The sequence below is a fragment of the Amycolatopsis sp. NPDC026612 genome, from assembly GCF_040638285.1.
In the GTDB taxonomy this organism is placed as follows: Bacteria; Actinomycetota; Actinomycetes; order Mycobacteriales; family Pseudonocardiaceae; genus Amycolatopsis.
In genome coordinates this window covers 1-12,354 of the sequence record NZ_JBEZYB010000032.1, presented here as the reverse complement: position 1 = coordinate 12,354, position 12,354 = coordinate 1, and the positions used below count along the sequence as shown (strand labels likewise).

The 12,354-nt window shown below is 71.5% G+C and carries 12 protein-coding genes; 8 read left to right on the top strand and 4 right to left on the bottom strand.

All coding sequences use genetic code 11. The features are described from left to right. Positions 1-1,140: an SIS domain-containing protein gene (locus tag AB0F15_RS26120; protein ID WP_360275325.1), complete on the bottom strand. Its 1,140-nt coding sequence runs from the start codon at positions 1,138-1,140 to the stop codon at positions 1-3. A gap of 268 nt (positions 1,141-1,408) precedes the next feature. On the opposite strand from AB0F15_RS26120, the gene AB0F15_RS26115 reads away from it, so the two are divergent. The 3 genes from AB0F15_RS26115 to AB0F15_RS26105 all read left to right on the top strand — a co-directional run bounded on the left by AB0F15_RS26115 (position 1,409) and on the right by AB0F15_RS26105 (position 5,418). Further along, positions 1,409-2,254, top strand: coding sequence for a DeoR/GlpR family DNA-binding transcription regulator (locus AB0F15_RS26115; protein ID WP_360275323.1), 846 nt, complete (start codon positions 1,409-1,411; stop codon positions 2,252-2,254). Positions 2,255-2,403: 149 nt separating this feature from the next. Next, positions 2,404-3,219, top strand: coding sequence for an endo alpha-1,4 polygalactosaminidase (locus AB0F15_RS26110; protein ID WP_360275321.1), 816 nt, complete (start codon positions 2,404-2,406; stop codon positions 3,217-3,219). 51 nt (positions 3,220-3,270) lie between these two features. Then, the gene (locus AB0F15_RS26105) at positions 3,271-5,418 is read left to right on the top strand and encodes an NACHT domain-containing protein (protein WP_360275318.1); all 2,148 of its coding nucleotides are present in this window, start codon (positions 3,271-3,273) and stop codon (positions 5,416-5,418) included. Here AB0F15_RS26105 and AB0F15_RS26100 read toward each other — a convergent pair. Then, positions 5,372-5,833 (bottom strand): hypothetical protein, encoded by a 462-nt coding sequence (locus tag AB0F15_RS26100; RefSeq protein WP_360275315.1) that lies wholly within the window; start codon positions 5,831-5,833, stop codon positions 5,372-5,374. The genes AB0F15_RS26105 and AB0F15_RS26100 overlap by 47 nt on opposite strands. Positions 5,834-5,969: 136 nt before the next feature. Here AB0F15_RS26100 and AB0F15_RS26095 point away from each other — a divergent pair, with 136 nt between their 5' ends. Together AB0F15_RS26095 and AB0F15_RS26090 are read left to right on the top strand one after the other, a co-directional pair. Then, the gene (locus AB0F15_RS26095) at positions 5,970-6,242 is read left to right on the top strand and encodes a hypothetical protein (protein ID WP_360275313.1); all 273 of its coding nucleotides are present in this window, start codon (positions 5,970-5,972) and stop codon (positions 6,240-6,242) included. Continuing rightward, positions 6,239-6,925, top strand: coding sequence for an FHA domain-containing protein (locus AB0F15_RS26090; RefSeq protein WP_360275310.1), 687 nt, complete (start codon positions 6,239-6,241; stop codon positions 6,923-6,925). Before AB0F15_RS26095 ends, AB0F15_RS26090 begins: the two co-directional genes overlap by 4 nt. Before the next feature lie 196 nt (positions 6,926-7,121). Here the strand turns inward: AB0F15_RS26090 and AB0F15_RS26085 are convergent, their stop codons facing one another. Beyond that, complete coding sequence (locus tag AB0F15_RS26085) at positions 7,122-7,883, bottom strand: hypothetical protein (protein ID WP_360275307.1); 762 nt, start codon at positions 7,881-7,883, stop codon at positions 7,122-7,124. A gap of 144 nt (positions 7,884-8,027) precedes the next feature. On the opposite strand from AB0F15_RS26085, the gene AB0F15_RS26080 reads away from it, so the two are divergent. After that, positions 8,028-9,008 carry a hypothetical protein gene (locus AB0F15_RS26080; protein WP_360275304.1) on the top strand — a complete coding sequence of 327 codons (981 nt, stop codon included), beginning with the start codon at positions 8,028-8,030 and terminating at the stop codon, positions 9,006-9,008. Between the two features lie 21 nt (positions 9,009-9,029). On the opposite strand, the gene AB0F15_RS26075 is transcribed toward AB0F15_RS26080, so the two are convergent. Continuing rightward, positions 9,030-9,881, bottom strand: a complete 852-nt coding sequence (locus AB0F15_RS26075) for a formate/nitrite transporter family protein (RefSeq protein WP_360275301.1) — start codon at positions 9,879-9,881, stop codon at positions 9,030-9,032. Positions 9,882-10,189: 308 nt separating this feature from the next. On the opposite strand from AB0F15_RS26075, the gene AB0F15_RS26070 reads away from it, so the two are divergent. Together AB0F15_RS26070 and AB0F15_RS26065 are read left to right on the top strand one after the other, a co-directional pair. Continuing rightward, entirely contained in the window at positions 10,190-11,515 is a 1,326-nt protein-coding gene (locus AB0F15_RS26070; protein ID WP_360275298.1) for a GH25 family lysozyme, read from the top strand. 28 nt (positions 11,516-11,543) lie between these two features. Continuing rightward, the gene (locus AB0F15_RS26065; RefSeq protein WP_360275295.1) at positions 11,544-12,284 is read left to right on the top strand and encodes a D-Ala-D-Ala carboxypeptidase family metallohydrolase; all 741 of its coding nucleotides are present in this window, start codon (positions 11,544-11,546) and stop codon (positions 12,282-12,284) included. The last annotated feature ends 70 nt before the right edge of the window (positions 12,285-12,354 follow it).

Genomic DNA, 12,354 nt, shown 5'->3' with positions numbered 1-12,354 from the left:
TCAGCCCTCCGCCGGGGGTGCGAATGCGTGGATGACGACTCCTTGCACGACGCGGTTCACTTCGCCGCCTGGGAAGGGGTTGTCGGGTTCGAGTCCCCTGGCGATCGAACACGCGAGGGCGATCGCCTGCGCCGGGATGACGGCGACCACGGCTCGCAGCGCGTCCGGCCAGCCCGCCGTGCCCGGCACCGGCCAGACGTGGGCACCGCCCGGCGCTTCGTCCGCGCCGCCGACGGCGATCACCCGGTCCGGGCCGAGGGAACGCACGAGCTCGCGGGTGATGTCCTCGTCGTAGCTGCGGGTGTAGGGGTCCGCCGAGTGGAAGACGACGGCGGTGGTTCCTTCGTCCAAAATGGACTTGGGACCGTGGCGGAACCCCAGCGGCGAATCGCCGACGGCGACGACCCCGCCTGCCGTCAGCTCGAGGCACTTGAGCGCGGCCTCCAGCGCCAGTCCCTGCAAAGCGCCGGAGCCCAGGTAGACCAAGCGGGACGGCCGGGCCGCGGCCACCGCCGCGGCCCGGCTCGCCGCGGTCTCCAGCACGGCCGACGCCGCGCGTGCCGCGGCCTCGACGTCGACTTCGGGGCCCAGGCTCAGCAAGGCGGCCAGCACCATGCCGGTGAAGGACGAGGTCATGGCGAACCCGCGGTCGTTCAGTTCCGGGGGAAGGGTCAGCACGACGGCGTTCTTGGCGTCCGACCAGCGGCGGGCGAGCTCACCCGCCGCGTTGCAGGTGATGACGAGGTGGTGCGCGGCCGGCGCCAGCCGGTTGACCAGGTCGGCCGCCGCGACCGACTCGGGGCTGTTGCCGCTGCGGGCGAACGACACCAGCAGCAGGGGCCGGTCGCCGGCGACGACCGAGCGCGGGTCGGCGACGATGTCGGTCGTCGCGATCGCCTCGACCTGCCGGTCGAGGTGGCGGCTGAGGTCCGGCGCCACGACCCGGCCGACGAACGCCGAGGTGCCCGCTCCGGTCAGGACGACCCTGGCCCGCGGGTCCACCAGCGCTTCGCCGAGAAGCCGGTCGACGTCGGACCGGGCCTGCGCCACCGCCCGGGCCACCCGGCGCCAGGCGCCGGGCTGCTGCCGGATCTCGGCGGCGGTGCGGCTGCCGCCCCACTGCTTCTCTTCCTCTGTCAAGAACTTCACCTTTCGATCTCCGGACCGCCCCCGGCCGGGATGGCGTCCGGAGGGTGCACTTGCGCCGGATCGGCGAGTGCTTCTTTTGGTACGCGCCGAAGAGATCGGTGAGCAAGGGATATCGAGCAAACGAACATCGCGGATGCGCGTTTCCGGGCCACGTGCGGGCGCGCAGCCACGGTCCGGTGCGGACCGTAGTTGTCCTGTATGGACACTGTGAGCACATTCGGTGGGCGAATTCGTTCGAAACGTCAGTACCGTGTGCACCATGAGCATTCCCGCCGGCAGCGCTGCGGATCGGCGTCGTGGCCGCCTGGCCCGTCCCGAGCGCATGGCGCAGATCCTGCACGAGCTCAGCGCGTCGGGTTCGCTGCACGTCGGCGACCTGTCCCGGAGGTTCGGGGTTTCCGAGGCGACGCTGCGCCGGGACCTCACCGCCCTGGAGGAGCAGCGGCTGCTCACCCGGACCCACGGCGGTGCCCTGGCCCAGGACGTGGACCACGAACTGCCGGTCCGCTACCGGGAATCCCGGTCACGGGAGGCGAAACGGGCGATCGCGCGCGAGGCCGTCCGCAGGGTGCCGGCGGAGCCGCACGTGATCGGCCTGACCGGTGGCTCGACCACGGCGGCGCTGGCGAAGGAACTGCCCCAGCGCGCCGACCTCACGGTCGTCACCAACGCGTTGAACACGGCCATGGACCTCGTGCTGCGCCCCCGGGTGAAGCTGGTGGTGGTCGGCGGCGTCTCCCGGCCGCGGTCCTACGAGCTGGTCGGGCCGTGGGCGGAGCAGGTACTGGCGTCCATCAACATCGGCACGGCGTTCATCGGTGTCGACGGGATCGACGTGGCGGGTGGGCTCACCACGCACGACGAGAACGAGGCGCGGACCAACCGGGCGATGCTCTGCCGGGCCCAGCGGGTGGTCGTGGTGGCCGACGGCAGCAAGCTGGGCGAGCGCACCCTGGCGCGGATCGCGGACGTCGGCGAGATCCACGAGCTCATCACGGATTCCACCGCCGGCCCCGAAGCTGTCGCCGCGATCCGCGCGGCCGGTGTGCGGGTGACGGTGGTGGACGGCCGCCCGGGAAAGGCGGTCAAGCGATCGCCCGGCTGACGCGGGAAGGATGCGCGCTCGGCGAAAACGAGCATCGCGGGTGCGCGATTGTTTGACCTTCCCCAACCGGCCCTTTAGGTTGCACGGGACTCTTTCCCCGCACGCCGTTTTGCCGCGGAACCGGTGTGCCCGAGCATGTGGAGCCCGATGTGAAGAGACTCTCGCACGGCCGTAAGTCGTGGGTGGCGACGGTGGTCACGGCCGCGGCCCTGACGGCGTCCGGACTGGTGACGATGGCGGGCACGTCCTCGGCGGCGGTGACGCTGCCGCCGCTCGCCGCGCCGTGGGACTACCAGATCGGCGGCGCGTACACGCCGCCGTCCGGCGTCAAGATCGTGAGCCGGGACAACTCCGACCCGGCGGCGAGCGGGCAGTACAACATCTGTTACATCAACGCTTTCCAGGTCAACCCGGGTCTCGACGGCGAGTGGAGCAGCGACCTTCTGCTGCGGGACGCGAACGGGAACAAGGTCATCGACAAGGACTGGAAGGAGACCCTGCTCGACATCCGCACCGCGGACAAGCGCACCCGGGTCGCCGCGAAGATCGACGGGATCATCGACAGCTGTGCGAGCAAGGGGTTCCAGGCAGTCGAGCCGGACAACTACGACAGCTATTCCCGCTCGAAGAACCTGATCAGCACCACCCAGGCCCAGGACTACATCAAGCTGCTGTCGAGTCACGCCCACGCGAAGGGGCTGGCGATCGCCCAGAAGAACACCCCGGAACTGGCCGGCAACCGCAGCGCGAACGGCCTGGACTTCGCGGTGGTGGAGGAATGCGGCTACTACACCGAGTGCGGCGACTACACGGGCCCGTTCGCGAACCGGGTCGTCGACGTCGAATACTCGAACACGGGGTTGAGCAGGGCGTGCGCTTCGTGGAAGGGCACGATCAGTGTTGTTCAGCGTGACAAGGATGTGCTTCCCGCCGGGGAAGCCGGTTACGTCCGCCGCACCTGCTGATCCACGGTGCTGCTGCTCTGCCGCCGAGCGAGGTGGAGCAGCAGCACCTTGATGGCCGAAACCGGAACGATTCACCTTGTCGGCCTGGACGGCGCCCCGTTAGATGGACGTATGCGACGCCGAGTTGTCGGGCCCGTGGTCCTCTGGCTGTTCCTGGCGGCCGGAGTTACCTGGGTCATCATGCGGTACGGCGCGGGCTCCGTCACGGCTGTTTCGGGCATCGTCGTGGCGCTCCTGGCCTCGGCGCCGTTCGCGCCGGCGGTGCGGCGGTGGTGGACGCGCAACGGCGTCGCGAGCACGGCGTCGCAGGTGAACGAAGCCGCGCTCGCCTTGCGGCAGGCCGTCCGCAACCAGTGGACCGAGGAAGCCGGGCGACGCCACCACTTCAGCGACGAGGACCGGATGGGCGTCCGCTGGGAAGTCGTGTCCAGGCCGCGCGGCGACGCGGACGGCGTCCCCGACGGCGGGTCGATCGAACAGCTCCTCGACGCGTACGCGGCGGATCCGTGGCCGATGATCGCGATCGGGGACGCCGGTTCGGGCAAGACCGGCTTGTGCGTTCTGCTCACTCTCGAACTGGTCAAGAAGGAATCGGCACGGCGGATCCCGGTCATGTTCCAGCTGTCGTCGTGGGATCCGGCGGAGAACTTCGAACGGTGGCTGCTCGGCAGGCTGGTCGAGGATTATCCGTTTCTCGACGACGAGACGCATTGGGGCGCCACCGCGGCCAAGGAACTGCTGGCGGACGCCCGGCTGCTGCCGATATTGGACGGGCTCGACGAATTGTCCGAGGAGGGCCGGGCCGCGGTCCTGCGCACCGTCCGCGAAAATCCGGCCTTCGTTTCCCCGTTCGTGCTGACCAGCCGGACCGCCGAATTCACCTTGGCCGCGGGCAAACGGGGGGCCGGCGGGAAGACCGTGGTCCGGCTGCTGCCGATGGAACGGGACGCCGTCGGCGACTACCTTCGCGAGGTCTTCAGCACCGATATCGACCGGTGGGCACCGGTACTCGACGACGTCGAACGGAATCCGGACGGCTTGCTGGCGACGACGTTGACGAAGCCGCTGATGCTGTTCCTCGCGCGCACGACCTACGAACGACCGGCCGAGGAGCCCGCCGAACTACTGGACCAGGAGCGCTTCGGCACCGGCGAGCTGATCGAGAACCACCTGCTCGACAGCTTCGTCCCGACCGTCTTCGCCCGCCGGCCGACGCCGCCCCACGACAATCCGGCGCGCGCGTCCGGCCGCTGGGGACCGGGGAAGGCGCAGCGCACGCTCACGTCGCTGGCGCGCTACCTCGACTCCGTCCGGATGGAGGGCGATCGCGGCGCCACGGATCTGAGCTGGTGGCAGCTGTACCGGCAGGTACCGCGTGCGGTCTTCGTCATCACGCCGGTGGTGCTGGGCGCCGCGAGCTGCGGGCTGATGGGCTCGCTGTTGTTCGGGCTGTACGCGCAGCCGGTGTTCGGGCTCGTGTTCGGCCTGACGATCGGCGCGGCCGGCGGGCTCGCGCTGGGCGTGATCCGGCCGGAACCGCCGTTGCGGTTCGTGCCGCGCGCACCGCGCTGGAACGCGCTCGGCCGGCGATTCCTGCTGCAGGACATCGGTTTCGGTCTTCTCGGCGCGGCGGCGGGCGGGTTGATCGCGGGCCAGCTGGTCGCGCCGGCGTACGGGGTGGGCAGCGGGCTGATCTTCGGCCTGACCTTCGCGGCGGTCCGGCGGTTCACCCGGCCGGCCGAGCCGAAGGAGGCGGTCACCCCGATCGGGGTGCTGCGCGGCGACCGGGCCGCGGTGTACTACGGGTGCCTGCTCGGTGCCCTCGTCGGCCTGGTCGTCGGAAGCGTTCTCGGCGTGGCGGAGTCCGACATGGCGAGCAAGCTGATCTTCCACCTCACGCCGGTCGAGCGGGCCCTGCTGGGCGGCTTGGGCGGGTTCGGCCTCGGTGGCGCGGGGCTGGGGATGATGGTGCTGGCCACCAGCGCGTGGGGGCACTTCATCACGGCGCGGGTGTGGCTCTGGCTGACCGGGATGACGCCGTTCCGGCTGATGTCGTTCCTCGAGGACGCGCACAAGCTGGGCGTGCTCAGGCACACCGGATCGCATTACCAGTTCCGCCACGCGTTGCTGCAGGACCGGCTCGCCGTCGGCGTCACCACCGGCGCAGACGATGACCGGCGTCGCCCCACACCGAGGTGAGCCGGACACCGTCTTCGGTGAAGAAGAACAGTGCCCCCACGACCGCCCCGCCGAGCCCGGCCGACGTCGTGAGCACCGGCAGCACGTACGGCAGCGGGGCCGGGTCGCCGAGGGCGTCCAAGGCGATGAGGCGGATGGCCGACGGCGTGGCGACGAGGGCCCCGAGCAGGAACAACCCGAACCACGCCAGTTTCCGCCGCCGGCGCTTGGCCGGACTGAACACCCGCACCCGCAATCGGTTCTCACACGAGCCGCAGGCCACCACGGTTTCGACGAGGCCGGTGGCGGCCCGCGAAACCGGGATGTCGCTCAGCGAGTACTCCACGGTGGTCGTGGGCCTGACGACGTACTCGCGGTGTCGCTCGCCGTGGACGCACGCCAGCCGCACCTGCGGATACTCGCCTGTCGTGGCCACCGCTCCCTCACGAGTTCCGGTGCTGCGTGCTGCTTCGGCAGTATCGGCCGGGACGTCCGGGACCGGTCCCCGGCGCCCCCGGCTAGAAAGGGAGAGCCGGGACCGGGTTCACGGGCCGGAGAAGACGGGACGAGAAGTGGCGATACGGGAACTGGCCGGCGCGGCGCTCCAGGTGGTGGCGATGGCCGGTCCGGCAGTCGAGGGGGCTGCCGGACCGGTGCCGCGAACCCGGCGGGCCGGGTCGCACCGGAAGTACGCAGGAGTCCAGGCCGCGCCCGTGTCCCGCTCGACCGGCGGGTATGCCGTGGGCGCGCACCGCCTCGCGTTCGACCGCGTCGGGGCCAACGGCGGGCTCGTGCCGGCCGGCGCGGGCTTCGGCATCGGTGCCGGCGAACGGAGCCGGCCGTGACCACCGGACGCCTGGACCCGCACCGACGGCGCAGCTTGCGTCACGGCGTGGCCGACGTCGTGCCGGGCACGTTGAGCGCGCTCAGCGTCACCGGCGGCATCGCGGTGCCGCCGTCGCCCGGCAGCCGGGTGACCTTCGGGCGCAGCCGGCTGGAGGTGGACGTCTGCGTCGGCGAGGAAGACGTGCGGATCAGCCGGGTCCACGGGCTGCTCGTGCGCGAGCGGGACCGCTGGTGGCTGAGCAACACCGGCCGCTCGCCGATCCGGCTGTCCGACAGCGTCCTGGTGCACCGCGACAGCGAACCGCTGCCGCTGGCCGACGGCTACACCCCGCTGTTCCTGCGCGGCACTCGCGAGCACGTGCTGGAACTGCTCGTCTCCGACGGCGAGGCCGGCGTCACCCCGCGCCGCCCGATGCACCCGACGGCACCGCCGAAACGCTGGCGGCTGTCCCCGGAAGAGCACCTCGTGCTGGCGGTGCTCGGGCAGCGTTACCTCGGCTACGACTCCCAGCCGCTGCCGCTTTCCCGGCAGCAGACGGCCGCCGAACTCGCCGAACGGCGGCCACACGAGAACTGGACGGTCAAGCGCGTCGAGCACCTCGTTTCCCGGGTCCGGCAACGGCTTTCCGACGCCGGGGTGCACGGGCTGCGGCGGGAGGAGGTGGGGAGCCGGTGGGGCTGACCCTGACCGTGAACCTGCTGCGGGAACTGGTGCTTTCGACCACTCTGGTGCCGATGGACCTGGAATGGCTCGAACTCCCCGATCCGCCACTGTTCCCCTGAAGGGGGCGGCGGTCGCAGCCACCGGTTCTGCCCGAGGAGGGCAAGGCGCCGAAAGCCTTGAGCCGCGCGCCCGTCAACCGGGCGCCGGCGGGATTTCAGGCACCGGAGGCGGACACCGCCGAGCCGCCGGACGGGTCCGGCGTGGGGGTGCCGGGTGGCACGGCGGACAGGATCGCCGAGCCGAGAACCCAGAACGTCGTGCGGCTCGGGTACCGCCAGCCGAGACGGTCCATGGACGGCTGGGCGTGGTACCTGGCCTCGGGGAACCGGATCCGGACCCGGCGGGCGCCCGCCGCTGTCACGAGGGCGGCGTCGGCGAGGTCCAGGTGCACCGTCTCGACCGCGGTCCGGGTGCCCATCGGGTAGCCGAATTCCACCTTGAGCGGCGACGCCCGCTCGGTGTCCCGGCGCCGCAGCAGCTCGCTCACCTCGTCTTGCCTGGTCAAGTCGTAACCGCGGCGCTTCACGCGCAACCGGAGCACCTCGAACGTCGCCGTGCGCAGCACGCCGGATTGGACGTCCAGCCACCGCTGCTCGAACGCGCGTTGGCGGTGTTCCAGCAGTTTGAGCGCGGTCACGCGCACGATCAGGTCGAGCGTCGCCGCGGCGGCGACGGCCACGATCCACGGCCTCACCCACGCGGCCACGAGGAACTGGCTCGCCACCACTCCGGCGATCAGCGCGAGCCGCCGCCAGGCCCCGCGGTAGGCCTCGGCGAAGCGCGGCTCCCCGAGCCTGGCCAGCACCGGGAGCAGCGCCGGGCCGTCATCCGCGGCCGTCTGGAGGGGAATGCGCAGATCAGGCCGCAGCTCGCCGGCGGGGGACCGGGCGATCGAATGACCCTCGCGTTTGCTCACATCGCTCCGCCTCTCGTCGGGGCGCGGCGGTCGTCACCGGTCCAGCGTCCACCGCTCGCCGGAGTCTGACAAGGGACTGGTTCGATACGGTGATTGCCGAGCTCCTTGCGAGCGACAGCCCGTCGAAGCGTTAGCATGCGATCCATGGGTGGGGTCCTCCGCGACGCGCTCGGCGTCGCGCGCTGCACCGCGATGGCCGCCGGGATCCCCGCCGTATTCCGTTACGTGTGCCGTGATGCGAACGAAGTGACGCGTTCGTTCGACGCAGTGGTCGCACCGCTGATCGAGCAAGCGATCGGCGACGATTCGCGGCTGGCCGAGGACGCCTACAATGCTTTGCTGGCAACGAGTGTCAAGGTCGGGCTGGCGATGTGGGGCTACGCGGCCATGGCCGGCGTGCCGTTCGACGCCGCGCTCGCCGCGCTCGGCAGTTCGTTCACCCGGATCTACGACGATCTCGTCGACAACTTCGCCGGGCACCGGCTCGACGACCGCCTCGCCGGACTGTTCCGCGGCGAGGTGTTCGTTCCGCTGTCCGGTCCGGAAACGCTCCTGCTCTTGATTTATCGCGCCATCGAAACGGCGGTCGCGCGCCCCGCGGACGATCCGCTGTTCCCGATCATGCGAGAACTGCACGAGTACGAGTGGGCCTCGCGCGCGCAGCGGGATCCGCGGATCTCCGCGCTCGAAGTCCAGCGGATCACCCGCGGCAAGGGCGGCCTCGGTCTCACCGCGTTGTTCGCGTTGCTGCGTCCCGGGATGAGCGCGGAAGAACGGGTGGTCCTGCTGGAGCTCGGCGACGTCCTGCAGCTGCTCGACGACTTCCACGACGTCGCGATCGACCACCGGGACGGCGTCGTCACGGCCGCCACCCACGGCGGGACCGACGTGGCCGGCCTGGCCGCGAAGATCCGGCGGCTGCGGACCGGGTTCCGGCGCTACTACGGCCCCGGCCGGGACCGCAGGCTGGCCGCGATGCTGTTCGTGATGCTGGCCGGCGCGCTGGTGGCGAGCCGGCGGCGCGTGGACCGGCCGCGGGCGGTGGCCGCACCGCGCCGACGACGTACCGTCTTCATGCGGCTGTTCGCCCAAGCGGGCAATCTGACGCCGGGTCCTCGAGCCTGACGCTCCCTCGCTCGACGGCGGTCAGGCCTGATCACCGGACTGCTCGCGGGCCTCCTCCTGGGCCTCCTCGACTCGGTGTGACACCCGGAGCAGCCGGATCGAGGTGACCAGGCCGATGCCGCCGAGGATGTTGCCCAGCGACGACCAGGCCAGCGCGAGGGCCCAGTCGCCCCACGAGTAGTGCGCCTGACCGCCGAGCAGCCCGGCGAACATGATGATCGAGTCGAGCACCGAGTGGAACAACTGTGCCGCCACGAGCAGGAACGACATGGCGACCGCGGCGACGAGCTTGACGCCCATGGCGTTGGTCGCGTGCTGCATCCGGGTCATGAGGGTGATCACCGCGCCGGCCAGCACGGCCAGCAGCAACGAGCGCCAGGAGATGCCCAGGGTGGCGTAGTGCAGGCCGTTTTCGGCCGCGGTGGCACGCAGGTCGGGCAAGGCGACGACGATCATGCCGGCCATCACGAAACCCCCGGCCAGGTTCGCGACCAGGGTGACCAGCCACAGCCGGAGCAACCGCGGCCAGGTGCCCGTTCCGGACGCCAGTGCGGTGACGGGGACGAGGAAGTTCTCGGTGAACAGCTCGCTGCGCGCGAGCAGCAGCGCGACGAACCCGATGGTGAACGCGAGGGAGGCCGGCAACGGTTGCCCGGTTTTGTGCTCGACGACCAGGTAGGCGAGCACTCCCACGGCGACGTCGACCCCGCCGAGCAGGCCGGTGGCCGCCAGCGGCAGCAACGGACGGCCGAGCCGGTCGCGGCCTTCGTCGATGATCCGGTCGAACGCCTCCTCCAGTTCCGGTTCGTCCCGGCTCCCGGCCGAAGACCGCAGAGGCAAGCTCCCGTGCTCGTCACCCGACTCGCCTGGCATCGAATCTCCCTCCTGTCGCGGAATCCCCCGCACGCCCGAGGACCGGCACCGCGACCGAGCGCGTACCCGGACAGGGGAGAACTACTCGGCGGCGCCCGCCGTCGCCGAGGTTGCCCGAACCGGCCGGCGGGGGCCACGTCCGTTCGGGCAGCCGCTCGGTGGTCGTCCGGTGACGTCGGGCCAGGCGTCCCAGCGACGTCCCACAGGCGGGGCGTTTCCGCTGGTCCGGCGGGGTGGAACTGTCCCGGCGTCCCGAGTCGGGGGTGGACCGGCGACCGGCGGGGGTGGCCGCTGCCAGCCTCCTCGCCATGCAAAGACTCGCTCTGGCCGTCGCGGTGCTGCTGGTGTTCCCCGCCACCGCGACCGCCGCCGCCACCGCCACGGCCGAACCCGTTGCGGTGTGCGGGCACACCAGTGCCCAGCCCACCCTGAAGCAAGGCGCGACCGGCACCGCGGTCGCCGAAGCCCAGTGCGAACTGAACCTGGCGACGAAGGCGAGCCGGTACACGCCCATCGGCGCGGACGGTTCCTTCGGTGCGGCGACCGACGCCCGGGTGCGCGTGTTCCAGCGGTGCGCCGCGGTGAGCGTGGACGGGCAGATCGGCCCGGACACGTGGGCCGCGTTGAATTCGTGGTCCGCGCGGCCGAGGAAGTGCGCCACCCAGGGCACGGCGGACGCCGTGCAGGGCGCGGTGTGCGGCCTGTCCACGGCCCGCCCGACCCTGCAGAGCGGTTCCACCGGCACGGACGTCAAGGAACTCCAGTGCCGGCTGAACCTCGCCATGGAACCGGGGCACTACCCGCCGCTGACGGTGGACGGCAACTTCGGGAGCGGCACCCGCAACCGGGTGATCGAGTTCCAGCACTGCGTCAACGCCAGTGCCGACGGGGTCGCCGGGCCCACCACGTGGGCGAAGGTCGCCGACTGGTCGGGCCGCAACACCTACTGCACGCCGCCGAAGCCCGCCGGGCACCCGATCGACGGTGTCGACACGGCGAAGTACCAGCACCCCGGGGGCGCGCCGATCAACTGGGGCGCGGTGAAGGCGTCCGGTGTCGACTTCGCGACCGTCAAGGCGACCCGCGGCCTGAACACCACCGACGAGTACCTGGCCACGGACCTGCCCGCCGCCCGCACCGCCGGCCTGGCCGTGGCGCCGTACCACTTCTACACGGGCACGGCGGCCGGCACCGGCGGCGCGCAGGCGGACCGGTTCATCGCCGCGGTGCGGGCCACCGGCTACACCGGCAAACGCGCCGGCGACCTGCCGCCCGTGTTCGACCTGGAGTGGAAGGACGACGGCTCCGGCGGCTGCCCGCCGTACGTCACCGTCGCCGACACCAAGGCCTGGCTGGACAAGGTCCAGGCGGCGTTCGGCCGGACCCCGATCATCTACACCCAGAAGTCGTTCCTGGACGCGTGCCTGGGCGCCACCACGGCGTTCGCCGCCTATCCGATGCAGCTCGCCGACTACCGCCAGTCCGTCACGCAGCCGGCCCTGCCCGCCGGGTCGAAGACCTGGCTGATGTGGCAGTACACCGACGCGGCCATCCCCGACGGCATCCCCGCGCCGGCGACCGGGGACGTCTTCAACGGCACCCAGGCCGCTCTCGACCAGCTCGCCAACCGCTGAATCCCCGCTAGGAAAGGACTCAACGAGAATGACCCTCCCCATGAGCCGCCGCACGGTGCTCCGCGGCGCGGTGGTGCTCGGCGCGGCCGCCGCGGTCAGCCCGCTGCTGCTGGCCGGCACCGCACAGGCGTACCCGTGGCCCCGCACCCTCGCCCAGGGCAGCACGGGCGCCGACGTCACCGAACTCCAGATCCGGGTCGCGGGCTGGGCGGCCGACTCGCCCAGCCACAGCCGGGTCTCGATCGACGGCGAGTTCGGCGCCGGCACGGCGGCGGCGGTCCGCCGGTTCCAGGCCGCCTACGGCCTGGGCGCGGACGGCCAGGCCGGGCCGGCCACCCAGGCCGCGCTCAACGCGCTGGAGCAGAGCGACGGGTCCACCGTGCACTTCAACTTCAGCGAGTTCACCGACCGCACGAGCGGCACCTTCAGCGGCGGCAAGGTCAGCGCGGCCACCGCCAAGGAGAACGCCCGCCGCTGCATGTACAAACTGGAGGCGCTGCGCAAGAAGCTCGGGAACAAGCCGATCACGGTGAACTCCGGGTTCCGCAGCATCGCGCACAACGCGGCGATCGGCGGCGCCAGCGACAGCATGCACCTGTACGGCACGGCGGCCGACCTGAACGTGCCGGGCGTGGCCAACAAGACCGTCTACCAGAAGGCGGAAACCTGCGGGTTCTCCGGCCTGGAGACCTACAACACCGACCACCAGCACGTGGACAGCCGGGCCGATCTGGGCCGCGCGTGGTGGTGGGAGAACGGGACGGTCTGACCGGCCGGCTGGGGGTCCGGCGCCGGACCCCCCGGAATCCGGGGGTGCCGCGGGTGATCACCGCGATCGG

Excerpts from the sequence above, each read along its gene's own strand:
- AB0F15_RS26105 (WP_360275318.1), top strand. The coding sequence starts at position 3,271 with ATGGCCGAAACCGGAACGATTCACCTTGTCGGCCTGGACGGCGCCCCG.
- AB0F15_RS26115 (WP_360275323.1), top strand. The coding sequence starts at position 1,409 with ATGAGCATTCCCGCCGGCAGCGCTGCGGATCGGCGTCGTGGCCGCCTG.
- AB0F15_RS26075 (WP_360275301.1), bottom strand. The coding sequence starts at position 9,881 with ATGCCAGGCGAGTCGGGTGACGAGCACGGGAGCTTGCCTCTGCGGTCT.
- AB0F15_RS26065 (WP_360275295.1), top strand. The coding sequence starts at position 11,544 with ATGACCCTCCCCATGAGCCGCCGCACGGTGCTCCGCGGCGCGGTGGTG.
- AB0F15_RS26080 (WP_360275304.1), top strand. The coding sequence starts at position 8,028 with ATGGGTGGGGTCCTCCGCGACGCGCTCGGCGTCGCGCGCTGCACCGCG.
- AB0F15_RS26070 (WP_360275298.1), top strand. The coding sequence starts at position 10,190 with ATGCAAAGACTCGCTCTGGCCGTCGCGGTGCTGCTGGTGTTCCCCGCC.